The organism is Fulvivirga kasyanovii, from assembly GCF_009711405.1.
GTDB lineage: Bacteria > Bacteroidota > Bacteroidia > Cytophagales > Cyclobacteriaceae > Fulvivirga > Fulvivirga kasyanovii.
In genome coordinates this window covers 16,237-41,104 of sequence record NZ_SMLW01000672.1, presented here as the reverse complement: position 1 = coordinate 41,104, position 24,868 = coordinate 16,237, and the positions used below count along the sequence as shown (strand labels likewise).

Genomic DNA, 24,868 nt, shown 5'->3' with positions numbered 1-24,868 from the left:
ATGAAGAAGACCCTATTTATTATAGTTTTAATATCCTGCGCTTTTATTCAGGCAAGATCTCAAAATATTGACAGTCTGGATTTTAAAATAGGACAAATGCTGATTGTAGGTTATCCGAAGCAGGATATAAAGCCATCTGAGCAGACCATTGATGACATTGCCAAAGGCAGGATTGGCGGCATTATCCTGTTTGAGAAGAACATTAACCCTTCCAACTCTTATATTAAGCTAAAGCAGCTCACCTGGAATCTGCAGGCGAAAGCGCCACTTCCCCTGTTTATAGCCATTGACCAGGAGGGCGGCAGGGTTAACAGGCTTAAAGAAAAGTATGATTTCCCTAAAAGCGTATCTGCAGAGTACCTTGGGCAAATGGCAAATATAGACAGCACCCGATTTTATGCAGAAATCACGGCATCAACCCTGGCTGGCCTGGGGTTCAATGTGAATTTTGCCCCAGTGGTGGACTTGTCAACGTATAAGGACAACCCTGTAATTGCTAAAATAGAAAGGGCCTATAGTGATAACCCCGATAGTGTTGCACGTCATGCAGCAGTCGTAATAGATGCACATAGGAGATATGGTGTTATTTCAGTTCTCAAGCATTTTCCCGGTCATGGCAGCTCACATGCTGACACTCACCTGGGCATTGCGGATGTAACTGATTACTGGCAGTCAAAAGAGCTTATGCCGTATCAGAATCTACTGGATAAAGGCAAGGTGGATGCTATTATGACAGCACATATAGTCAATAAGAGGTTGGATAAAGGAGGTAATCCCGGAACACTTTCCAAAGCAATTATGACTGACCTTCTTAGAGATAGCCTGAACTATGAGGGTGTAATCTTTTCCGACGACATGCAAATGCATGCTATTACCAAGCACTATGGACTTGAGAAAGCCATCAAACTATCGATACAAGCCGGAGTGGATGTACTTATGTTTAGCAATAATATTCAGGGTAGTGAGAACAGAACGGTTGATGCCGTGCATAAAATCATAAGGAATCTGGTAGAAAAAGGAGAGATCAGTGAAGAGCGAATAGACCAATCGTATGACAGGATAGTTAAACTTAAATCAGGTATCAGAACTTTATAAACCAAATTATAAGAATCCATTTCAAATATGACAGAACCATACCATATCATAGAAGCAGAAGGAAAGAAAGTGCCTGTCCTGATCAGCGTGCCTCATAGTGGTACGCTTTTTCCGGATAACATTAAAGATCATTATGATCAAAAGCTCATAGCTGCACCTGATGATACGGACTGGTTTGTACATAAGCTCTATGACTTTGCTCCTGAAATGGGTATCACAATGATCACGGCCACTTACAGTCGTTGGGTGATAGACCTCAACCGCGACCCTGAAAGTGCTCCGCTTTATGATGATGGCCGAATCATTACAGAGCTCTGCCCTACCTCTTCATTTTCAGGTGAACCGATATACCTCGATCACCATATGCCTGACCGAAAGGAAATAGAAAGACGACTGGAGCTTTATTACTGGCCCTACTACAATAAGATTACAGAACTATTGAATGAACTTAAAGCGGAATTTGGAAAGGTCCTTTTCTGGGATGCCCATTCAATCAGGCAATATGTTCCCCTCATCAGAAAGGAAATATTCCCGGATTTGATCCTGGGTGACAACAAAGGTAAAACCGCAGATGATAAGCTGATTGAAACCGTACTGACGACGTTTAAATCTACGCGACTCAAAGTAGAGCATAACCATCCTTTCAGAGGTGGTCATCTCACCAGGTATTTTGGTAAGCCCGATGAGAATCAGCATGCCCTGCAACTGGAAATGACTAAAATCAATTATATGGACAATAAGGAAGTCCATTATGATATAGAAAGGGCTGGTCATATACGTAACCTGCTTAAAAAAACCTTTGAAAACCTTATTAAAACCGTAGACGAGCTATAATGAAAACTTATAAGTTCAATGGTATCTTACAGAATAACGGATGGGTGGAAGATGCCTGTATAACAGTGGATGATCAGGGCATTATCAAAAAGATATCAACCGAGAGCCCTGCTGATGTCGAGTATGTCAATGGTTTTGCTGTTCCAGGCTTTCAAAATGCCCATAGCCATGCTTTCCAATATGCCATGGCAGGTATAGCTGAACGACACGAAAACCCTGAGGCTGCGGATGATTTCTGGACGTGGCGAGAGGCTATGTATCAACTTGCACTCACTATGTCGCCGGAAGATATTGAGCATGTTGCCTCAATGTTGTATGCCGAGATGGTCAGGCATGGCTACACCCATGTAGCAGAGTTTCACTATCTGCACCACGATAAGAATGGTAAACCTTACGCTAACCTGGCCGAGCACGGAGAAAAATTGATTGCAGCAGCTAAAAAAGCTGGAATAAAGATCACTTTAGTTCCTATGTTTTACCAGAAGGGAGGATTTGGGGTCGAACCTCAGCCCAGGCAGAGAAGGTTTATTTCTCCTACCCTTGATTCATACTTCAAATTATTAGAGGCTTCGGAAAATGCTACAAAGTTGTACAACGGAGCCGCCATAGCTTTCGGAATCCACTCCTTAAGAGCGGTACAACCAGATGATATAGTAGCTGCAATAAAAAACGGGCCAAAAGATATCCCCTTTCATATCCATATATCGGAGCAGTTAAAGGAAATAGAGGATGCGAAGGTTTATTTAAAAAGCCGGCCGGTAGAGTGGCTGTTAAATAATACCGGAGTTAATGAAAATTTTCACCTTGTCCATGCCACCCATCTAATACCGTCTGAGGTTAACGGCATAGCCAAAGCTGGAGCTCATGTGGTACTTTGTCCTTCTACAGAAGGGAACCTTGGCGACGGGATATTTCCGTTAAAGGATTTTCAGAAACAGGGAGGAAGCTGGTCGATAGGCACAGATAGTCATGTAGGGCTTAATCCCCTGGAAGAACTAAGGATTTTGGATTACGGACAAAGGCTGATAACGCATCAGCGTAATACCTTCATTGATAACACGGAGCCGGATAGCGGTGCCTTTGGTATAAAGCATGCCCTTGTTGCCGGAAGAAAGGCAATGGGCAGCCAGAATGAGCAATATTTTCAGAAAGGAGAACATTTTGATGCCGTAGTTTATGATGCTTCTGTGCCTTTACTGGCTTCATCATCCATCAGCAACCTGTTGTCAACAATAGTTTATTCCGGTGATGCAACTATGGTGCTGGGGACTTTGGTTAATGGTAAGTGGATAGTGAAAAGCAATAAACATATCCATGCCGATGAAATAAAAGATAATTTTGTTTCGTGCATAAGAAGCCTAAATATAAGATAGCAGCACTTTTATTTATTCAAGCAAAAAACATGGACCAGGAACTCATGTTATAGCAATACAAATACGAAAGTAGCAACTGTAAATACAGACCTTATGAAACTACAAGTATACCTATCTGGTGAAATTCATTCTGACTGGAGAGATGAGTTGATCAATGAGGCAGAACGGCTTTTGCTTCCAGTGGAATTTTTGACCCCGGTTTTAAATCACGATGCCAGTGATAATGTTGGTATTAAAATATTGGGAGAAGAAGATAACAGCTTCTGGAAAGATCACAAAGCAGCAAAGATAAATGCAATACGAATCAAAAACAGTATTGAAAAAGCTGATATAGTAGTGGTGAAGTTTGGGGATAAGTATAAACAGTGGAATGCTGCCTTTGATGCCGGATATGCTGCGGCTTTGGGAAAACCTTATATTGTTATCCACCCTGCCGAGTTTACTCATGCACTAAAGGAGGTTGATGCCCAGGCTATGGCCGTTGCCGAAAATGTTGAGCAAGTGCTTAAGATACTCGAGTATGTTACACTACCAGAGTAGCTATTCCTTTCGGACGCACCTGCATTTTCCTGCTTGATTTTTTGTTGGTGTATTTGGCTGCCCGGTGCCGAGATGGATGGTATAAGCCATATTTTGCGCCGTTTCAGTTGAAGTCCAATATTCTTCCAGCGTATAATCCGCGATGAGGTAATTCTGTTTGAACAGCGCATCAAGTTCAGCTCTTGAGGGCAGATACCAGTCATCGTATCCAAATGCTACAAGATCAGCACAAATCCGTGCTGCGTATGTTCCTGCTCCGTAGGTGTTTATTAAAATATCCGTATTTCCTTTGCCATCAAAGTCAGAGTTTGCGCCTGTATTTTGGAAGGGGCCAAAAATAATGTCAGTGGCATTATCCGTTGGATGTACATAAATGTATGTGCCTCTAAAGGCTATAGGAACAGGCTGTGACGGGTTCGGGACCTCCGAACCTTCTCCTACCGGCAATGTCACCGAGTTTCCATTTGAAATAGACAACTGATTGCCATCAATCGTTAGAGTTTGTTGCGGTAGTTTAACCGAGTTTCCCGCTGAAATCTTCAACTCGTTTTCAACCAGACTGAGGGTTTGTAACTCATTTTCCGCATCAGCGTCCGCATCATCTACATTTTCTGCTGATTGTGCATGGATTGCATAGGGAACAGTCATTAACTGGCTTTCTCCTAAAAGCTTAAAATTAGAGCCTCCATTCTCGTCCATTTCTATTCTTATAAAATGCTCGTCGCTGGCCCATTTAACATTGCTGAAAGTTTTAAATATTGGATTGCCCTTACCTACGGCGAGATTTACCATGCCAAATTCGTCTGTAGTAGTAGAATGGAACTCTGCGTACACGCGCTCCTTGTTCAATGCCGATTTCAATATGGTAACTAAAAAGGAAATTTTTCTGTTGGCCATTACCTCCCCATTCTCATTTTGGATTAACGCCTGATACCTGAAAGAATTATTTCCCTGCCCAATGACGATTGAAGAGGCAAATACAAAGACCAATAATAAAGTGGCTAACTTATTCATGGGTATGTGCTTTGATGATTTTGTATTTCATGTTTTGTTTGAGGCTTTGACTCTCAACAATCAGAAGATAAATTCCCGGTGAATAGTTAGAAATATCCAACACTTTAATTTGAAGGGCATTTTCTGCCACCCACGTTTCCATCAGGATTCCCTGCGAGTCAAAAAGCTTGTACTGGAGGTCATTTGTGGTGCCGTCATGAACAATGTTCAGGAACTCGTCAGCAGGGTTTGGATAGACATTCAATAGTTTGGCACCAAGGTCTTTATCTATGCCGGTAACAGTTGTGATACTTTTGGGTTGAATAAACCCTTGTATTACTTGCAGGTTGTTGACTTTTGCTCTTCCTCCGGTTATTTCGCCTATGGTCCATAGTATTTTTAAGGACCCATGCTTATATGATCCTCCTGCCGGGGAAATCAGGGTTGTGAGTTGGTTTTGCCCAAAGCATAAACCTCCTGACAGTAATAGGGTAAGGGTGAAAAGTATTCTGGTCATAATAATCAAAGCCATGCACACTGGCCTTAAGCCAAATGCACGTTGATATATACATGTTGAAAAAGGCTTGTAACCGTTGATGTACTTTTTCTTGGGATATAGCACTTTTTATGACTTTGACATTTATTACAGCGTATGGAATTATTAGATTAATCTGCTTTTGTGTAAGTTAAGAGAGTATTAAAGGCTGACACTTTATGGGTAAACTAGCCTTCTTTATATTAATAGCTACGCTTCATGTAAGCAGTTGCCTGTTTGGGCAACAGGTAGATACTGCCAGAACAGCCAACGACCTGGTTAACAATATCTTATTGGGTAATGGTGTGCAAGTAGGTAATGTTAACTTTACAGGGCAAAAGCATGCCATAGGATTTTATGAGGATCATACCTCTCAGATCGGTATTGAAAAAGGCATATTACTAACCTCTGGTAATGCCCTCTTTGTTGTTGGCCCTAATAAATCGCCCCGTTCGGGGTGGGCAAGTGATGCTCCGGGAGATGAAGAGCTGGATGCAATAGCCAGGGGAAAAACTTACGATGCAGCAGTGCTTGAATTTGATTTTGTTACCGTTTCTGAAAACCTGTCTTTCCAGTTTGTATTTGCATCTGAGGAATATCTCGAATATGTTGGGTCAAAGTTCAATGATGTATTTGCCTTTTTTATTGAAGGCCCTGGTATAGGAAAAACCAATATTGCCCGGCTTCCGGATGGTATTACACCTATTACCGTAAACACGGTAAATAATGAATTAAATAGCCAGCACTATATAGACAACACCTATATTAACACCACTGACCCGTTTATTTGGGATGTAAGAAATAGGAAGGTTATTGAAAATAAAAATTACCTGCAGGAAGAAATACCTCCTAAATATAACATCCAATTTGACGGTTTTACTACAGTGCTGGAAGCTAGGTGTAAAGTAGTTCCCAATAAAATTTATCACATTAAGATTGCCATAGCAGATGTTGGAGATGGCATTCTGGATTCCGGAGTTATTCTCAAGGGCGGGTCATTTAGCAGCTACGGCGATCAGGTAGTTAAACTTGATCAACATTTTAATAATGATGTAACTCCAAAAACTGCCGAAAGTAAAAAACCATCACTGATAAGCCCTGGCCAGCGGTTAACCAGAAGCATTCCCAAAGAGATCATATTGGGCAACATAGAATTTGAGTTTGATGAGTATTTAGTTCCGGTAAATGCCAAGCACACTTTGACCAGTGTTATTAATGAATACTATAAAAAACCAGATAGCAAAATACATCTCGTCGGGCATACAGATAACTGGGGCTCCGATGATTATAACATTGAACTTTCACGCCATCGTTCGGAGGCCGTGGCGCATGCACTTAGGGGGCTTGGCATACCAGAAAGTAAAATAATCATCCACTTTTATGGTGAGAAGAGGCCATTAAAGACCAATAGCACTACCGAAGGGAGAGCCAGGAACAGGCGAGTGGAACTGGTGCTGAGCTATTAATGCTTCTTAAAGGCTTTAACACCGGCCAGCACTTCTGTTCTTATCCTGTTTTGCCTTGGCACTATCGGGCACGAATATTTTTTGTTATAGGCGCAGTATGGGTTATATGCCTTGTTGAAATCAAGAATAATAGAATCCCCTTCAGGAATGGTGAGACCCAGGTACCTCCCTCCTCCATAACTCTCCTCTCCATTGGTGAGATCAGTAAATGGCAGGAACAGGTAATTTTTATACTCTTCCGTTTCCCTTAGTTCATGGCTTTGGTAAATCTCCAATACAAACTTTTGACTGTCAAGTTCAAAATGTGCTTCCCCATATTTTTCATATATGGGAGACCGTGTTGTTGTTGTGGCCATTTTAAACGGCTTTTGGCCGGGTGTTCTAACAAATTTAGCCTCAACCCTGTACTTAAGGTCTATCGGGAAGAAATCAAGAGAGGTGAAGGTTTTAAGGTCTTCTTCCGTCAGAGGGCTTTCTTCCGGATTGGCAAATTCCTCATTGAGTTCTTTATGGTACTGCTCTATTTCTTTAATCAATTCATCAGGTTGAGCAAATGATGTGATGTAACAAATTGATAATACAGCCGCTATCAGGATCTTTTTGATCATAACCATAATTTTTTTAAAGGTAAAACTAGATACGGACTTCGTCTTGATAATCTACCGGAACTTTAAAAGGAAAGCCATGTAATGATACCCGGATAAAACCTTTGTAGTGCACCTTAACCTTTTTTCCACCGAGTATGCTGATTACACTTTTCAGGAAACCCATCTGCTTCATATCAAAAGTTGCATCCAAAGGTACCTTAAACTCTGAGTTGGCAGGGATCAATGTTTTTACCGAGTGGTTAATAGTCCCTATTTTATTGCCTTCAACCTCTACATCTACCTCAACCTTCTTTAGCTTCATTTTTACATCATTAGGGTTGTAAAAGTAAGCATTGGCATTAAGATAGGCTTCGGAACCAGTTACCTTGGTTACCTCAATATTGCCTACCCTCCTGAAAACGGGTGCGTCTTCCGGGTGCTTACAACCATACGTAAAGAGCAAAACAGCCAACAGCAGTAAAAGCGGGAATTTATATTTCATGTGTTATGTCTAAAGTTTGTGCACCATTCAGCATGTCATGCTATAGACGCAGCCTGATTTGTGTTTGTTACTTTCTAAACTATAATCATACCAAATTATTTCAAAACAGACACAACGATTGTAAATTTACAGTGTTAACACTTCAATGAATATTACCACAGACCAACTGGAATTTGTAGCCGATGGGTTGGCTAACCAGGATTACGCAATTGTTGATAACTTTCTTCCGACAGAGGAAGTGTTTGATATCCTGAAAGTTTTTGCCTTGCACCAGGATCATGACCGTTTCAAGAGGGCAGGTATCGGAAAAGATGATAACCTTCAATACGATCGAAGTATACGTGGTGATTACATCAAATGGATTGACCCTAAAGATGCTTTACCTCCCGTGCAGAAATTTCTGAATAGGATTAACGATTTGAAGGATTACCTGAACAGGACATGCTTCCTTGGCATCAAAGACTATGAAACCCATTTCACCATTTACCCTCCCGGCTCCTTCTACAAGCGCCACCTGGATCAGTTTAAAAATGATGGTGCCAGAAAAATATCATTCATCTGTTACCTTAATACCCAGTGGCAACCTGGTGATGGCGGTGAATTGAGGCTTTATCTTGATGATGAAATAAAAGATGTAGCCCCTACGGCAGGTAAGCTGGCATGCTTCAGGTCTGAAATCATCGAGCATGAAGTATTGCTGTCTAAAAAAGACCGCTTTAGTCTTACCGGGTGGATGCTAAATTTACCCCTGGGGCTCGAGTTTGTTGTGGATCAGTAGAAAGCCTGTACGCTGCTACTTTGGAAACAAAGATTTATCAATGTTGGGAATAACTTCCAGGGCGTTTTTATAATAAAGCTTTTTCAGGACTTCATCGTCAAGGTTCAATCCATACATTCTCCAGAAGGCATGGTACCTTTTGTAATAGGGAAAGTACTCATCATCAGTTTCCAATACCCTGAAATAGGTGTAGTATTCCTCCGGGTTCCAACTATCCTTTCCGAACATTACTCTATCCTGATATTGGGTCAGAAACCTTTTTGCCATGCGGGGTTGTCTACCCAATTCTGCAATTACCGCTCCTATTTCGGAATACATATTAGGATATTTGTCCATTAGCTCTCCAAGTTTGCCCAAATTATTACCATACCAACCCAGGTGTGCATTAATGAATTTGGTTTTCGGATGTTTTTCAAAAATATGATGTTGTTCACTAATGATTTGTTCCCATGGGGCCGGATCAGTATCAGACCTTTTGCGTCCGGGTCGCACTTTTAATTCCAGCCACCGCTCATTATGCTCGTCATGCTGTTCCCAAAAAGGCTTAGGGTCCGCAGCATGTATCAATACCGGAATGCCCAACTCACCACATTTGGCCCAGACCGGGTCTATACGGGGATCGTCAATGGTAATACGTTGCCCGTCAACTACTGCCATGGTTTGGCTTTTATATATTTTCAGCCCGTTGGCACCGGCGCTTACATCACTTTCTATCTGTTTTACAGTACGCTCAGTCCAGCCAGGTTCATTGATCGTGCTGATATCAATATTAGTGAACACAATAAATCTGTTGGGAGCAGTTTTCTTTACATTTTCAATACTACCGATAAGGTGCTCTTCAGAGCCTCTTCCCCTTCCACTTAGGTTTACCATTACGGCCATATTCAGCTTGTCCATTTCCTCAACCAGTTCATTCAGGTTCTGATTGGGCATATTGAACTGATGATTATGCACATCTATGAATGGATATCTGGCTTTTTTAACAATGTGTTCAGGCACTGCCAAAGTGGACGGCGGATCATATTCTTCCCAATCCATGTGCAACTCTTCCGGTTTAGAGTTGCTTTGGGCTGTGCAGTGAAATGAAATAGATAATAGTAGTGAGAAAAGTATAAATCGGTACATATGGAATTAGCTTTGCTACCTTCTTACGGATTAGACAAGCAAGAAGTTATAAAGCTCATACAACCAGGGTCAAAGTTTAATAGCGTTTTGAATAGAGCCTAATGAGTAGGCTTTGGCCAGAGCACTGTTATTAATGATTTTTGTGGCCTCTTTGGACCTCATACCACTATTGCAGAATATAATAACCTCCTTGCCATGATATATATCATGATCCCTGAGCTTTGGCAGAGGTATGTTTAAAGCACCTGTAATTACTTGTTTTTCATGCTCTTTAGGTGTTCTTACATCCAGAAGAAGAGCTCCTTTCATTCGGAGTTCGCGGGCTTCTGCCAGACTGATGTTGTCACCATGCCCCAAAAAGGCATAAAACTTTTCATATAACCAACTTGCTAAACAAAAATGCGTAAAGATCACGGTAAGTTGTAATGCTATCAATATACCCCCGGAAAACAGCGCAGCAGAGTATAAGCCGTTATAAAGTAATAATCCTGTAGCTAGATTAAAAGTTGCTCCCATTAAGCTTGCATACCTTCTGGGTAGTGGGTTTATGGCAGGTAATTTTTTATTGCTAGGACGACGTGTGATCCTGTTATATGCAGCATCAACCGGGTGATATTGTTTTGAGATGAATCCAGCAAAGCCAAGAGCGGCTAAAAAGAAGTGGATCGAAGGTTCATTGAAAACCAGCCCGACGGTAACCATAAAGAGGCAAAAAGCGGGCATAAGCCTTACATGGTAATTTAGGGCACTTAATTCTTCCAGTGAGCAGGATGAATATCCCTGCTGCATTAAGTAACGATTCATAGGTAAATTAGGTTGAATAGGTATCTTATGTATACTGCAGAAGGGTAAGAGGTAATCAGGAATAATACCGTTTTTAAAAAAGAATTTTTTCTTCGAATGGAAAATAGTGCGGGTAAAATGAAAGAAAAGGCTGTCAGATGGTGTGTCAGCCTTTTCTATCTGTTCTGTTTAGGTTTAATAAATCCAGTATGCCTCTGGCAGAGGAGGATATACTCTGAACCAATAAAATGACTTACCGTTTGGCCATCAACTTATATAAAAATAAATTCATTTACAACTCGTTGTTTTACCGTTACTACAATATTGTTTGAAATCACCTATATTTGAAGCCATCTGAATGATTAATCTACTGCCTATGAAAGCCCTGAGTGTTATTGTTATGATTCTGTTTCCTTTTCTGGGTATAGCCCAGTCGGCTGAAGAGCTATATGACAAAGCTGTGAAAAGTATTGAAAATGAAAAGTATAAGGAGGCGGTTCAGACATTAACCAAAGCTATAGAGGCCAAAGCCAAATACAAAGAGGCCTACAACCAAAGAGGGTTTGCTAAAAATCTATTGGGTGATTTTTACGGAGCTATTGGTGATTATAATATTGCGCTTGAGATAGATTCAACTTTTGCCGACGCACTTGTTAATCGTGGAGATGCCAAATTTAACCTTGGAGATGACTATGGGGCTTTGGAAGATTTTGATAAGGCAATAAAATATGATCCTAAGTCCGCGGAGGCTTACACCAGCAGAGGGTTTGCCAAATATAACCTGGAAGATCTTCAAGGAGCCTACTTTGATTTTTCCAAAGCTATAGAGCTGGATCCGGATGATGCAGATAAGTACTTCAACCGTGCTGTTGTAAAAGCGGAACTTGAAGAATATATCAGTGCTATAGATGATTACAACAAATCTATTTCCCTTGATCCATCCGATCCTGATGTGTATAATTATTTAGGTGTAGCAAAATATAATATAGGAGAGGTTGAGGAGGCTGTAAAGGATTACAATAAATCCATTGAAATGGATGCCACGGATCCTGTAAAGTTTGAAAACCGTGCATTAGCAAAAAGTACATTGGAGGATTATGAAGGTGCACTTGCCGATTATAATAAATCAATAGAATTATTTAACGAAGACCCTGATACCTATAATTTAAGAGGCGTTGTAAAGTATAATTTGGAAAACCATGAAGGTGCTATAGAAGATTATAACAAAGCCATTGAGTTGGACCCCTACAATCCTGTGTATTATGACAACAGGGCACTGTCGAAAATGGCAACAGAAGATTATAAAGGTGCCATTCAGGATTACTCTTACTCCATTGAGCTGTTTCCAACCGATCCCGAAACTTTTCATCAAAGGGGGCTGGCCAAAATACAGAAAGGGGATAAATACGACGGCTGCCTTGACCTCAATACTGCGGTAGAGTTGGGCTCTGAGGAGGCAAAAGCCTCTGTTAAGGAACACTGTAAGTAATAACCTGCTGATATTAGTCGGTTTCTTTACTCTTGTCGACCCTGGCCAGATCACTGATGGAGCGGATGTTCAGGTTTTCAGCCTGGTCTTTCCTCATCATTAATGCGAAAGTATTGTTGAAACCAAGAGGTGCCAGCCAAATAATACCATACTTTTTTTCGAATTCACGGCTTACAAAATCATATACTTCATCTTTTTCATAGGCAATCTGGTCCTTTTTTTCCGGTTTAAGAATTACCAGCAAACCTGTGCCTGTATATTCAGGATAAAGGTCTACCTCTCCTGCATTCAGTGCATCGAAGAGTAGTTTGGTCCCTCCAAACCCAAGCTTTAAGTCTACAATGAGGCCCGTTTTATTTTCTATGATAATTTTGAAAATATGGGCGAGGATATAACTTTCAGTAAAATTCTTTGAACCGATAAGTACATCTGGATTTCCTGCAAGAGAAACATCAACTTGGAAGCCTTTGTCTTTTAAAAAGTTTAAAGCAACCTCTTCGATATCCTCCCCTTTTTCATCTACCAGATAATTCATACGTGCCATTTCCTCATCAGAAATTGAATTTTTTAACTCATCTAGCGCGACAGCTATTTGCGGGTATTTACTAAGTGTTTTCTGTCTAATGATAGGAGCGGCATGGTACGGCGGGAAATAGTTTTTGTCATCTGTAAGTTTATAAAGATTGAAAGCTTCTATCCTTCCATCGGTAGAAAAACCACTGATTACATCTACATGCTCGTTTTTGACCGCCTGGTACATCAGGCCTATTTCCATTTCTTTAACCTCCAGGTCAAGGTTATATGTCTCCTTTAGGCCTACATACCCATCGCCTCGTTCGATAAATTCGGATGGAAAGCCAGCGACAAATTGTTTATGGTTCACTTGTTTGTTGATGCTGTACCAGGCGATAAATATTAAACCGGCAACTGCAGTGAAGAGTATGGGCTTAATCATCAGATATACATGCCTTTGTATATAACCCATCAACCCATCAAAAATAAGAGCCATTAAGGCTGCAGGTATGGCACCTGCCAGTATCATGTATGGATTATTGGTACTTAGACCCCTAAAAATGAATTCACCTAGTCCTCCTGCAGCTATTAAGGCACATAAAGTAGCTATGCCTACGTTAATGACAAAAGCGGTACGAATACCTGCAAAAAGTACAGGCATAGCCAGTGGTATCTCGACTTTTATCAGTACTTGCAGTGGTGACATGCCCATACCTTTGGCTGCTTCCCTAATGGCTGGATCAATTTCGGTAATCCCTGCGTATGTATTCCTGACTATGGGTAGAAGTGCATATAAAAAGAGGGCTACAATGGCCGGAATGACACCAATGCCTAAAAATGGCAGAAGAAATCCTAGCAAAGCCACGCTGGGTACGGTTTGAATAGCATTAACAAAACCAATTACAGGAGAAGAAAGCCGCTTGTTTTTACTAATCAAAAGGCCAAGTGACAAACCAATAGTGGAGGCTATAGCCAATGAAATTAAAGTTAGCCAAAGATGCTCGGTGATTTGATTCAGCAGCTCTTCCCGATGAGAGTCAATAAAGGATATGAATCGGTTAATTTGCATCATTAAAATACCTGTTCTTGTTGCTCGGTGTATACAATTAGCTTAAACCTTCGCTGGGCTTGGTGCTTTCAATAGCCTTAAAACTATCAAACCTCCTTATCTAATACGCGGCAAGCAAGCCAAATTTGAATATATTTTTTGTTGTCCACCTTTTTGTCAACCTAAAAGACCACCTCTTTGTCTCGGGTAACTTTAAGAGTCTGAATTACAAAAGCCTTATCATCGCAGTCTGGTTTACACTGATTAACAGGCCGTTTACTCCTCAAACCTAAAAGATAACGGGGGCATGGAAGTCAATATACAAAATGACATGAGAAAATTGAAGGTCAACTTATTGGGGAAATTTGCCATTACTTATGCTTTGCTAATAGTAGCAACTCTGGTAATATTTTTTGCTGCTCATATTCAACATAAATATATCAAAAGACTGGATCGTGAAATTCACGAAGTACATGTGCCCGAGCTTTTGTTTTTGGGCGAGTTTGAAGCTTTGTTATTTGAATCTCAGGATACAGAACTTGCACACCATGCCCTGGTAGCTAAGTATAGGTCACTTAAAAAAAATTACAGTAATCACATTACAGCGTATTCAGACAGGGATGAGAAATTGGAGAAAATTCTGTCAGCATTTGAGGCTATGTTCATTTCCAGGGAGGCGTTAACTAAACTTTTGCGCGCAGATGAATTTGGAAATTCTCAATTAACACAGATTTCAGCCGGTGAAGTCCGGGAGAAAATAAAAAAACAGGTTTCTCAAATAAAGAAAATGCTTGAAGGCGTGATTCAGGCACAGGAGCGGAAGGTCTCTTCAGTTGTAGCGCATAAGGAACGTGCGGACGATGTTTTAGTTGTTTTGGTAACCCTTCTGCTCCTGACATTTTTTGCCGGTTGCCTGCTTTCCCTTTATCAGCTAAACAGCAAGGTGTTTAAACCATATTCACAACTTAGGGATACTATAGTAGAGATCAGTGAGGGCAAACCGATAACTGCAAATCTTGAAGTTGGGCAAGACGAAATAATGACCAATGCCCTGGGTAATCTGGTCAATGACCTGAAAGCGATGACTTCCTTTGCTGTTGCCATCGGAAACGGAGATTACAACAAGGACCTTAAGCTAAGGCGTGAAGGTGATGATATGAGTATAGCTTTACTGGAGATGAGGGAGAACCTTAAACAAAGTTCAGTGGAGGAAAAGCAAAGGAATTGGGCGGTTTCTGGCCTTGCCAGATTTGCTGACATCATACGCAGCCAAACGGACCTTAAAGCCTTAGGAGATAGCATCATAAGCGAAATTGTAAAATATACCAGTTCTAATCAGGGAGCACTGTTTATTGTTGAGGATGAGGATACAGATGATCCATTCCTTAAAATGGTTGCCTGTTACGCTTGGGATAAGAAACGATTTGTTGAGAAGGAAATTAGGCCGGGACAGGGTTTGACCGGAGAGTGCTGGCAAGAGGGGGATCCCATATTCATAACCCAAATACCACAGAATTATGTACATATAACCTCGGGATTAGGTGAGGCAACACCGGGCTGTGTTTTTATTTCGCCGTTGAAGATAAATGATAAGGTCTACGGTATTCTTGAGTTGGCCACCTTTGAACCTTATCAGTCACACGTACGGGAGTTTATCATCAAGGTAAGCGAAAATATTGCCTCGGCCATATTCAATGCCAAAGTTAATGCCCAAACACAAAAGCTACTTGAGCTTAGCCAGCAGCAGGCCGAAGAAATGAGGGCGTCTGAAGAGGAACTACGCCAGAATATGGAAGAATTACAAGCTACTCAGGAAGCTGCCGAAAGAAAAAATATTGAGTTGGAGCGGGCGAATGTTCAGGCAGAAGCGCAAAGGCAAAGCCTGGGTAAAGTACTTGAAAAGCTTAGGCTGAGGGAGAAGGAAAGCCAGGAGAAGTCTGAGGAGTTGCGTCAGAACGTAGAAGAGCTGCTTGCTACCCAGGAAGCCGCTGAAAAAAGAAATGTGGAGCTAGAGCGTGCGAATGCCCAGGCTGAAGCTCAAAAGCAAACCATGAGCAAAATGCTTGAGAAGCTTAAGCAAAAGGATATGGAAAATGAGGAGAAGGCCGAGCAGATAAAAGCCCAGGAGCAAATGATGCGTCAGAGTGTGGAGGAATTGTTAAAAACTCAGGAAGAGGCTAAAAAGAAAAATATGGAACTCGAACGAGCCAATGCCCAGGCAGAGGCTCAGAAGCAATCCATGGCCAGAATGATTAATAAGCTCAGGGAGTCGGAAAAGCAAAATAAGGTGCAAGCAGAAGCTATGAAGGCTCAGGAAAAGGAAATGCATCAAAAAATGGCAGAGCTCACAGCTTTAAAGGAAGAAGTAGAAGGGCAAAGAAAAATTGATGCATTGAAATCGGTTGAAGTCCAAAGGAAAATAACAGAGGAGTTAACTGCCAGACTGAGAACGGCCGAGGAGGAAGTGAAAAGACTTAAGTCTATGAATCAAAATCAAAATTAAGAACACCGTGCAGAGATATAGCGGGTAGAGTAGATCTGATACTACACTCGAAATTTGATTAAGGTAAGCATGATAAGTAAGGAATTATTTGCCATTAAGTTCGAGACAGATGACAAAAGTGGGTCTGGATTTTTGCTCCGGGAGATCAATTCCATTTTGTTGATTTGTAAAGGGCCTGTTTTGCAAGAGGAATTTAAGATTATACAAAGCGAATTTCTTAAGCAAATAGAAAGGAATAAGGTAAAGACTTGTATTGCTGATTTTGGCCTTATGAACATAGGCATGAAGGCACCCTATGTAAAGAAGGATTTTCACGAAAACATTTCTGCTGCAGGAATCACCAGACTGGCTCTGGTACTACCAATTAATGCAACAAATGGGCAATGTGTACAGAATGCATTAGATACGCAAATCCTGCAACCGGCTTCATTAGTAGCATTTTATTCCTACAGCCTATCGGATGCTTTGCTGTGGATGGCGGGTAAGAGTAAAAAGCCTGTGTCATATCAATCCATAAAGAATATAATGGCATCGGCGAAGGAGAGGTTAATGTTTACAATTAATTCAACAATCGGGTAAGGTTAATAAGTTACTATGGAAATATTTTTTGAAAAGGATTTCGCAAAGATATCCTATAATTCTGCAAACAGCATCATCATCTATCAGTGGCTTGTACCCCCAACTGATTTGGAGTTTAAGCATGGCTGTGAACAAATGATTGAGGCCATAGCTCATTTTAAAACAGGAAAAGTAGTGGTAGATATCAGAGAGCAGGGTACAGTGGCGCCATACCTTCTAGAGTGGATGACCTCTGATTGGATATCAAGAGCGGTAGCTGCAGGGTATACTCATGGTGCTATTATAATACCTACCGACGTATTTACCCAGCTTTCAGTGGATGAAATCATGGATACGGTCAGCAAAAAGGTAATATCCCGAAATTTTGATGGTATGGAGGATGCCGTTGACTGGATTAAAAAGCAATAACTAACTTATGGAACTATACTTTAAGTCAGATTATGTAAAGATCTCATATGAGCCTTCCTGGGGCTATATAAAAGTTCAATGGTTAATTCCTCCAACAAATGGGGAGTTCAGGGAAGCTTGCGAGCAAATGTTGGGTGCGATCATACATTATGAAGCAACAAAAGCATTAATAGATACAAATAAGCAAGGGGCTATTCACCCTGAACTTATAGAATGGATGGACAAAGTCTGGGCAAAGAGAGCAATAGCTAATGGATATAGGCATTGCGCGATTATAACGCCTACTGATATTTTTGCCAGTTTTTCTTTGGCAGAGATCGCACAAATGAGTGATAAAACCCTGGTTGTAACTGAATATTTTGAGGAAGAGAAGATAGCCATAGACTGGTTAAAAAAATTATCTGTACCAGGAACCGGGGGTCAGATAAGAGATAGAACGGAAGTCGGCACTAGCGGAAACAAAGAGCAAGCTAGCCTCTTTTAGCTACTTATTAATTTAATAGTACTACCCTTTGAACAACGATTTACTAGAGCGTAAAATACTCCTTCATTCAGTTCGCAATACGATTGTTATAGTATTGATATACTTGATCTATGATTTGATTGCAGGTGATAACCCTGATCTGGTGGTTGGAGGAATATTTACATGCTTGATTTTTATGGCCTGTTACTGGCTCATTACTGTTCGGTTTTCTGTGTTTCTCAAAAGGCTCCTGGCCTTTATTTATCTCGTATGCGTTACAACTGGTTTTCTATCGCAGGGAGGTATGTCCGCTCTTACAGCTATAGATTTTTGTGGAATTTTGCTAGTGTTCTCAACAATTTTTACCGGGAGGGAAAGAAACATATTTATTAGGGTATTAATTATTCTGGTTCTGTTATTGAGTTACGTTGAAGTTTTTAGGGCAGACCTTATTGATAACCTCAGGGTTAATGACCACCCACTGGTCAACGTTGTTGAAGTAATTGTGCGTCTGATGAGCCTGTTGCAAATTTTCCTGACCTATAAAAATCAATATGATTCGGAGCAGTCACGTTTGTGTCGTGCCAATGAGGGACTGGAAAAAGCCCATTATCAAATAGCGGCTTATAATAAAAATCTGGAAAGATTAGTAGATAGCAGGACAGAAACCATCCAAAACCTCAACAAAAAGCTGATTGAGTACACCTACTTTAACTCCCATAAAACCAGGGCGCCATTAGCAAGAATTCAAGGGCTTCTTCACATCATGAAGTTGAAGCCAACCTATAAAGAAGATGAAGATCTGCGCAAAGTGGTAGATCTCACTTATAACAACAGCCTGGAATTAGATAACATCATAAAGCAGTTTTCAGCACTACTCGAAATGGAAATATCGAAATCGCATGAGAAGGCTGAGCATAAACAGCGCATGCTGGCTGTAGAAGAGGATAGTACAGTAATGTATAAGAGGAGCGTATAAAATGGAAAAGATAACGGATAAACTGGTTTTAACTTCCTTGCTGCTACCTGTAATCGGTGTTTCAGAAGAGTTGCTCCTCCATCTGTTGGAGGTTAATACAGACCCAAATGGCCCTGATAAATGCAGGCGAGTCAGCCATTCCAGCCGTAACACACACTTTCATTCACATATACGATTGTGCGGTTATGTAATTTGTGAAAGTCAGAAGGAATACAACGAATATGGTAGTTGTAGGCAAGAATAATTTAAGAGAATATTAATAGATAAAAATCAGACTATGTATTGGTATTTAACAGTTTTTAAGAAGTACTCAAAATTTTACGGTAGAGCCAGGAGAAAGGAATTCTGGATGTTCATGCTTTTCAATATGCTGGCTTTGATATTAGCCATGATTACTGATGTCAATGCGGGAACAGTCTTTATCGAACCTGGTTTTGGGTTATTTTCAATCATATATATGGTGGTGGCTTTTGTTCCCACCATGGCAGTTGGAGTCCGAAGATTGCATGATATAGGTGAGGGTGGCCAGTTGCTGTTGCTCGGGTTGGTGCCTCTTCTAGGCGCAGCATGGCTCCTGATCCTACTGGCTAAGGATGGTAATCCAGGGGGAGGAAACCAATATGGAAGATGTCAAAAATGATGACCCCAACCTAAATTAATTTATCAGATAAATGAAAAATATGAAAATCAAGAAAGAAAATTCCTTTCTGGTAATTAAAGTGATGTTTTTGTCCCTCTTTTTACTGAGTTATCAGGAAGGAAGCACACAGTGTACGAGCGGTTATACATCAGGTGACCTGACCATTTCAGGTACATGTACTATAAGCTCAGATATTACAATTACCGGCGCCCTCAAATTTTCAAGTGATGCCACCCTGGTGATAAACTCTGGGGTTATTGTGACTGTAACGGGAGATTTTGAGACCGGGGTGTGGCCGGGTGGCACATACACGATATCAGGAGGTGGTACCCTGAATGTAGCTGGAAGGTTCTACAATAACATATACCAAAAATCGCTGACAATTTCTGATTTGACGGTAAATGTTGATAATAATGGAGGGACAAGTGAGAGCAAAAATGAGTATGGCTCAATATTTAACCTGGAAAACGGAACTCTCTTTACAGTTACCAATGGAAATTTTGTCAATGGAAACTCTGCAGAGCTTACCATTGATAATTCAACCATGATTATAAGCTCAGGTAATTATAAAAACGATAGTGGGTCTAGTACCACCGTTCAAAATGAGGGAAGTCTGATTGTTTCTGATGGGGACCTGACCACGGAAGGTGCCTCGCAATTGATGGTTGATAACAGTACGGTAAACATCTCAAACGATTTTAACAACAGCTTCCAGGCTCAACTGGATATAGTTAACAATTCTACCTTTACCATAGGAGGTGTTTTTGACAATGGATATGACACCTATGGGAATCCCGTAAACGAGGGCTATATCAACGTGAATGGTTCAAATCTAAATGTAGGGTATTTCAACAATGCTTTTGCCAGCAATATGGATATTGATGGCGGTGGCGTTGTGACTGTAACTAATGATCTCCTGAATGATTATGGTGCTTCAATTGATATTCCCGATGGAACGCTTGTGGTAGGAGGAACAATAACAGATAATAATAATGGGATAAATGCCACATGCTCTGATGGTTGTTGTGGAAATGGCTGCGGAGCCTTGCCGGTTACCGTTATTGACATGGGATACCAACTCGTAAATAACCATGTGGTATTAAAGTGGAGAACTGCTTCGGAGCTTAACAATGATTACTTTTCTATTGAGAAATCGACTGACGGCAAGTCCTTCGCCAAGGTAGGTGTGGTAGATGGTGCAGGAACCTCTTACATGGCAACAGGGTATCAATGGAAAGATGAGATACAGCTTCAGGGGATATCTTACTACAGGTTAAAGCAAACAGATTTCGATGGCAGCTACTCGTACCAAAAAACGATTAAGATAGATCCGGGACATGCAACATCTGAATTTAGAATTATGCCAAACCCGGTTTCTCAGGAAGACTTCATCTACGTGTATGGAATAGGTGAAGAAAGGGCAACTTGGAAAATTCAAACGATTAACGGTCAGGTATTAAATGAAGGAGTATTCTTCGGGCAACCAGCCGTTGTCAGTACATCTGGTTTAAGTGAGGGCGCTTACATTCTCGACTTCCAATCGGACAAACAGCAAAAACAAGTTAAGATAATAGTTAAGTAAGGTTAAATAATTTTTTGATATCCATGTTTAGGTCTTTCCTCAGCGTACTTGCACTTTTGATTTTTTGTGTAAATAATCTTAAGGCTCAAAGCATTATAAATGCATATGCTAAAGTTACCGGCATTTCGGGAACCACGCTTACACTTTCTGATATGAATGAAACCAATGATACTTTTGTCTCTGGTGAACAGGTTATTATCATGCAGATGCAGGATGATGTCATTGGGTCTAATACTTCCAATGATAGTAATTTTGGTACACTGGATAACATTCAGTCTGCAGGGTTGTATGAAGTGGCTACTATAGCCTCCGTGGCATCTTCAACCCTTACACTTACTACCTCATTGAAAAACTCATATCATACAGGAAATAACTCTTCTGTACAGATTATCTCATTTCCTGATCTGGGAGGAGGCGGAGACTATACCACAACATCTGATCTGACGGCACTTACCTGGAATGGAAATGTTGGTGGGGTCATAGCACTGCAGGTTAGTGGTGTTTTAACTTTAAACCATAACATTAATGTTGATGGAAAGGGCTTTAGAGGAGGTTCAGTTTCTGTTAACAGCGGTACTCATGACTGCCTTACCAATACATGGATAACCAGTAATACCGGATATGCTGGCAAGAAAGGAGAGGGCATTTATAAAGTGTCAAATACTGATTATGAAGTGGGAAGAGCAAAAATAATCAATGGTGGCGGTGCAGGGGCTCGTCATAATGGCGGTGGCGGTGGTGGTGGAAATGTTACAACTGGCGGAGAAGGAGGAGCTGGTTGGAACTGTTCCGCAAACCCCGTTAGTGGACAAGGTGGAGTTTCTTTAGGCTCACATATAACTTCCAGCCGCATATTTATGGGTGGCGGCGGAGGAGGAGGCCACCAAAACAATAGCGTTGGCTCTTCCGGTGCTAACGGAGGCGGGATTGTATTGATCAAAGCCAATGAAGTTAATACCTTAGGCTCATGTAGCGGGCGTATTATTTCTGCTAATGGCATTGATGCCAATGATTCCGGCAATGATGGATCAGGAGGTGCCGGGGCAGGGGGAACAATTATTTTTAGTGTTTCCAATTTTAGTATTGATGCCGGGTGTACGTTGGCAGTATCTGCCAATGGTGGTAGCGGAGGTTCAGCTATTACTACTGATATTCACGGTGCAGGTGGTGGTGGAGGTCAGGGTCGTGTTATGTTTACTGTAGCTCAACCTGGAAATACATCGGTATCCACAAATAATGGCTCTTCCGGCTGTAATAACGGTACAGATCCGTGTAATTCAGTACCCGACGAACAACCCTCTGGCAGCGATGGTGAAGGTATAAGTGATGAGGTAGCTTCAGACCCGCTGCCTGTGTCTCTTTTATACTTTAATGGAGCATTTGTGAACTCAGGGGAAGTAGTACTTAAATGGGGTACCGGAAGCGAATTAAACAACGACTTCTTCACTATTGAGAAGTCATTCGATGGTAATGATTGGGAAGTTATTGGCTTTAAAAATGGTCATGGAACAACCTCGGTGGAGCATAATTATGATTTCATTGACGATGCAAGCAATGCTGGTTCGGTTTTCTATAGGTTATCTCAGACTGATTTTGACGGCACTGGAAGGTATATGGAAACGATTAAAATAGAAGCCGGCCGGGCCGAAAATGACATATTGCTTTATCCTAACCCGGGCAAAGGACAATTTACTTTGCTTTCAAAGGGAGACACCAAAGGAGGGATAGAACTATATGACACTATGGGCAGAGCGATAGAAGTGGAGTATGTGCAGTCTGAAAATAAAATCAGTTTCCATCTGGACGGTAAGCCCAAAGGAGTATATATACTCAGGACTCATATTGATGGAAAAGACAAGGTATTTAAGCTCGTGCTTGAGTAAGGAGCAGGTACCGTAAAATTAAAGCTATTCCTTGTTGAGGTGGAGGGTTCTCAAAAATTTTTGAGCGACCTTCCATTCTTATATGTTATGGTAGACTAGTGCTTCACATTTGTAACTTCATTAAACACTCTCTTTGAATTTACTAATCAACACCTCTCTATGGTTAAAATAGATCTTTAATAAGCTGTTATACTGAAGTGATGCTTTTTTGTCGGTGTACATTAGGCATTCGGCCAGGCTGGCTTCAGGTTGCAAATCAGCAGGAAGATCAAAACCTTCAAGGCTTATAAATCCAGAGAGATCCTGTAGGGTTACTGCATTTAGCTCAAGCTGTAATTTATGTTGGCTGAAAAACTCTTTCACAAATTTATTCGCAGGCTGAAAAAGCAGCTCCTTTGGGGTTCCGATCTGTTGAATCTTACCCTCATCAAGCAGGCAGATTTTATCTCCAAGCACCATGGCTTCAATGATGTCATGGGTCACCAGTATGATTGCTTTGTTAATAGCTCCCTCCAGTTGCTTAAATTCTTTTTGAAGCTCTTGCCGGGTAATAGGGTCAAGGGCACCAAAGGGCTCGTCCATAAGTATCAATGAAGGGCCACCGGCAAGGGCACGCGCTATACCTACCCGTTGCTGTTGCCCGCCGCTAAGTTCATGTGGCTTTCGTGACTTAACAGATGAAGGAAGGTTCATCATTTCCAGAAGACTGTCTACCCTGTTTTGAATCCGGGTTTTATTCCACCCCAGAAGCTCCGGAACAATGGAGATGTTCTGCTCGATGGTGTAGTGAGGGAAAAGCCCTATACTTTGAATAACATATCCTATCTTTCTTCTAAGCTCATAGGGAGTCAGTTTGTCTGTGTCTTCCGATTCAATGAATATTTTCCCACTATCTTTTTCTATTAACCGGTTGATGATCTTTAATGTGGTTGTTTTACCACTTCCACTGGGGCCCAATAAAACCAATACCTCACCCGGTGCAACAGAAAATGATAAGTTACTAACTACAGGAGTTGAATGGTATGATTTTGTTATGTTGCGGACTTCTATCATAAGGGTACAAGGTAAAACTAAGCAAATTGAGCTGAATTAACAGTATTGATTCCCGAAGTGCATATCTATTTTAGTACTCGTCCCTCACCCTCGTTTAATATCCAAAATTTATCATTTAGAAGACCCTGTTCTGCCAAGGCATGAAGTAATTCCTCCACAGGTTCCTGCTGTCCGTCATCGCCCAAAGGAAAAGTGCCGAAATGTGTAGCTACACTTTGTTCGGAATTTACGTCTAAATGTACCTGAACAGCCTGCCGGGGTGAAATATGAACAGGAGACATAAACCAGACCGGTTTATAAGCGCCAATGGGTATGAGGGAAAGTTTAACAGGTTTCATACTTTCGCCAATCTCTTTGAAAATGGACTGATCGTAGCCTGTATCGCCGGCAAAGTAGATGTTACCCTCAGGCCTTTTGATCACGTAGCCACACCAAAGTGTACAGTCCCGGTCCAGCATGCCTCTGCCGGAGAAATGCTGGGCAGGAACGGATGCTACCTTCATAGCTTGGTTGAGAGGCAGCTCTTGCCACCAATCGAGGCTGATAACTTTTTGTATACCTAAAGTTTGCATGAACTTATCCACACCTAAGGGAACTACAAAAATTGGTTGATGTACTCTCATGATCCGGCATACCGTATCTTTATCAAGATGATCGTAATGATTATGGCTGATCAGGACATAATCAATATTTGGTAAGTCTTCAAAGCGGATACCCGGGGGCCTCATTCTTAGTGGGCCTGCCCAGGAAAATGGACTTACTCGCTCACTGTATACAGGGTCGGTAAGTATATTAAAGCCATCAACCTGAATGAGAAAAGAGGAATGATTGATAAAGGTTACTCTGACTGAATGGGTGGTTTCAGGAGGCTTTTGACCGTATTTTATGTCTGTTATTTTTTTCCATGGACCCTGCTCTCGTTGTATCAGCCATTGGAGCACTCGTTTTAAACCTTGTGCTGAAGCACCGGAAGGGTTCTTAAACTTTTTACCATCAAAGTTGTCTGTAGCAGGGCCTTTATAACGTGGCGCAGAAAGGTATGAGCCTACACTTATGATGATTAGAATAAATACTAATACAGCGACTAATATCCAAAGCATAGGTTTTCATCGGTTGG

At 41.2% G+C, this 24,868-nt stretch carries 24 protein-coding genes; 15 read left to right on the top strand and 9 right to left on the bottom strand.

The annotated features are described in order from the left end of the window. The 4 genes from E1163_RS27880 to E1163_RS27865 all read left to right on the top strand — a co-directional run bounded on the left by E1163_RS27880 (window position 1) and on the right by E1163_RS27865 (window position 3,842). Window positions 1-1,095: a glycoside hydrolase family 3 protein gene (locus tag E1163_RS27880; protein WP_155176652.1), complete on the top strand. Its 1,095-nt coding sequence runs from the start codon at window positions 1-3 to the stop codon at window positions 1,093-1,095. A gap of 27 nt (window positions 1,096-1,122) precedes the next feature. After that, complete coding sequence (locus E1163_RS27875; RefSeq protein ID WP_155176649.1) at window positions 1,123-1,929, top strand: N-formylglutamate amidohydrolase; 807 nt, start codon at window positions 1,123-1,125, stop codon at window positions 1,927-1,929. Next, entirely contained in the window at window positions 1,929-3,302 is a 1,374-nt protein-coding gene (gene hutF / locus E1163_RS27870) for a formimidoylglutamate deiminase (RefSeq protein WP_155176647.1), read from the top strand. The genes E1163_RS27875 and hutF overlap by 1 nt, the downstream gene beginning before the upstream one ends. Window positions 3,303-3,395: 93 nt before the next feature. Next, window positions 3,396-3,842, top strand: coding sequence for a YtoQ family protein (locus E1163_RS27865; RefSeq protein ID WP_155176646.1), 447 nt, complete (start codon window positions 3,396-3,398; stop codon window positions 3,840-3,842). Here the strand turns inward: E1163_RS27865 and E1163_RS27860 are convergent, their stop codons facing one another. After that, window positions 3,843-4,856, bottom strand: a complete 1,014-nt coding sequence (locus E1163_RS27860; protein ID WP_155176644.1) for an Lcl domain-containing protein — start codon at window positions 4,854-4,856, stop codon at window positions 3,843-3,845. Further along, window positions 4,849-5,367 (bottom strand): T9SS type A sorting domain-containing protein, encoded by a 519-nt coding sequence (locus E1163_RS27855; protein ID WP_155176642.1) that lies wholly within the window; start codon window positions 5,365-5,367, stop codon window positions 4,849-4,851. The genes E1163_RS27860 and E1163_RS27855 overlap by 8 nt, the downstream gene beginning before the upstream one ends. A gap of 182 nt (window positions 5,368-5,549) precedes the next feature. Here E1163_RS27855 and E1163_RS27850 point away from each other — a divergent pair, with 182 nt between their 5' ends. Beyond that, on the top strand, window positions 5,550-6,836 hold the full coding sequence (locus tag E1163_RS27850) for an OmpA family protein (RefSeq protein WP_155176640.1): 1,287 nt from the start codon (window positions 5,550-5,552) through the stop codon (window positions 6,834-6,836). Here E1163_RS27850 and E1163_RS27845 read toward each other — a convergent pair. Both E1163_RS27845 and E1163_RS27840 read right to left on the bottom strand, forming a co-directional pair. Beyond that, window positions 6,833-7,444: a DUF1684 domain-containing protein gene (locus E1163_RS27845; RefSeq protein ID WP_246223947.1), complete on the bottom strand. Its 612-nt coding sequence runs from the start codon at window positions 7,442-7,444 to the stop codon at window positions 6,833-6,835. The genes E1163_RS27850 and E1163_RS27845 overlap by 4 nt on opposite strands. Before the next feature lie 25 nt (window positions 7,445-7,469). Further along, window positions 7,470-7,925: an LEA/WHy family protein gene (locus E1163_RS27840; protein ID WP_155176636.1), complete on the bottom strand. Its 456-nt coding sequence runs from the start codon at window positions 7,923-7,925 to the stop codon at window positions 7,470-7,472. Between the two features lie 145 nt (window positions 7,926-8,070). Between E1163_RS27840 and E1163_RS27835 the strand changes: the two genes are divergently transcribed. Beyond that, window positions 8,071-8,703, top strand: coding sequence for a 2OG-Fe(II) oxygenase (locus E1163_RS27835; RefSeq protein WP_155176634.1), 633 nt, complete (start codon window positions 8,071-8,073; stop codon window positions 8,701-8,703). Between the two features lie 15 nt (window positions 8,704-8,718). Here the strand turns inward: E1163_RS27835 and E1163_RS27830 are convergent, their stop codons facing one another. Beyond that, complete coding sequence (locus E1163_RS27830; RefSeq protein WP_155176632.1) at window positions 8,719-9,828, bottom strand: amidohydrolase family protein; 1,110 nt, start codon at window positions 9,826-9,828, stop codon at window positions 8,719-8,721. Window positions 9,829-9,897: 69 nt separating this feature from the next. Beyond that, window positions 9,898-10,632 carry a DUF4395 family protein gene (locus tag E1163_RS27825; protein ID WP_155176630.1) on the bottom strand — a complete coding sequence of 245 codons (735 nt, stop codon included), beginning with the start codon at window positions 10,630-10,632 and terminating at the stop codon, window positions 9,898-9,900. 355 nt (window positions 10,633-10,987) lie between these two features. Here E1163_RS27825 and E1163_RS27820 point away from each other — a divergent pair, with 355 nt between their 5' ends. After that, window positions 10,988-12,100 (top strand): tetratricopeptide repeat protein, encoded by a 1,113-nt coding sequence (locus E1163_RS27820; protein ID WP_185156235.1) that lies wholly within the window; start codon window positions 10,988-10,990, stop codon window positions 12,098-12,100. A gap of 13 nt (window positions 12,101-12,113) precedes the next feature. Here E1163_RS27820 and E1163_RS27815 read toward each other — a convergent pair whose 3' ends face one another. Next, a complete protein-coding gene (locus E1163_RS27815) occupies window positions 12,114-13,685 on the bottom strand; it encodes an ABC transporter permease/substrate-binding protein (protein ID WP_155176626.1) in 1,572 nt (523 codons plus the stop codon). A gap of 283 nt (window positions 13,686-13,968) precedes the next feature. Between E1163_RS27815 and E1163_RS27810 the strand changes: the two genes are divergently transcribed. From E1163_RS27810 to E1163_RS27775, 8 genes are all read left to right on the top strand, one after another. Further along, on the top strand, window positions 13,969-16,164 hold the full coding sequence (locus tag E1163_RS27810; protein WP_155176624.1) for a GAF domain-containing protein: 2,196 nt from the start codon (window positions 13,969-13,971) through the stop codon (window positions 16,162-16,164). A gap of 69 nt (window positions 16,165-16,233) precedes the next feature. Beyond that, the gene (locus E1163_RS27805; protein WP_155176622.1) at window positions 16,234-16,743 is read left to right on the top strand and encodes a hypothetical protein; all 510 of its coding nucleotides are present in this window, start codon (window positions 16,234-16,236) and stop codon (window positions 16,741-16,743) included. Window positions 16,744-16,758: 15 nt separating this feature from the next. Then, the gene (locus E1163_RS27800; RefSeq protein WP_155176620.1) at window positions 16,759-17,151 is read left to right on the top strand and encodes a hypothetical protein; all 393 of its coding nucleotides are present in this window, start codon (window positions 16,759-16,761) and stop codon (window positions 17,149-17,151) included. A 7-nt stretch (window positions 17,152-17,158) separates the two neighbouring features. Continuing rightward, window positions 17,159-17,635, top strand: a complete 477-nt coding sequence (locus tag E1163_RS27795; protein ID WP_155176618.1) for a hypothetical protein — start codon at window positions 17,159-17,161, stop codon at window positions 17,633-17,635. 397 nt (window positions 17,636-18,032) lie between these two features. Continuing rightward, complete coding sequence (locus tag E1163_RS27790) at window positions 18,033-18,593, top strand: hypothetical protein (RefSeq protein ID WP_155176616.1); 561 nt, start codon at window positions 18,033-18,035, stop codon at window positions 18,591-18,593. Between the two features lie 277 nt (window positions 18,594-18,870). Beyond that, complete coding sequence (locus E1163_RS27785; protein WP_155176614.1) at window positions 18,871-19,233, top strand: DUF805 domain-containing protein; 363 nt, start codon at window positions 18,871-18,873, stop codon at window positions 19,231-19,233. A 31-nt stretch (window positions 19,234-19,264) separates the two neighbouring features. Continuing rightward, window positions 19,265-20,815: a T9SS type A sorting domain-containing protein gene (locus tag E1163_RS27780; RefSeq protein WP_155176612.1), complete on the top strand. Its 1,551-nt coding sequence runs from the start codon at window positions 19,265-19,267 to the stop codon at window positions 20,813-20,815. A 23-nt stretch (window positions 20,816-20,838) separates the two neighbouring features. Continuing rightward, on the top strand, window positions 20,839-22,698 hold the full coding sequence (locus tag E1163_RS27775) for a T9SS type A sorting domain-containing protein (protein ID WP_155176610.1): 1,860 nt from the start codon (window positions 20,839-20,841) through the stop codon (window positions 22,696-22,698). Between the two features lie 120 nt (window positions 22,699-22,818). Here E1163_RS27775 and E1163_RS27770 read toward each other — a convergent pair whose 3' ends face one another. Continuing rightward, complete coding sequence (locus E1163_RS27770) at window positions 22,819-23,751, bottom strand: ABC transporter ATP-binding protein (protein WP_155176608.1); 933 nt, start codon at window positions 23,749-23,751, stop codon at window positions 22,819-22,821. Window positions 23,752-23,816: 65 nt separating this feature from the next. Then, on the bottom strand, window positions 23,817-24,851 hold the full coding sequence (locus E1163_RS27765; protein ID WP_155176606.1) for an MBL fold metallo-hydrolase: 1,035 nt from the start codon (window positions 24,849-24,851) through the stop codon (window positions 23,817-23,819). Window positions 24,852-24,868 lie beyond the last annotated feature (17 nt).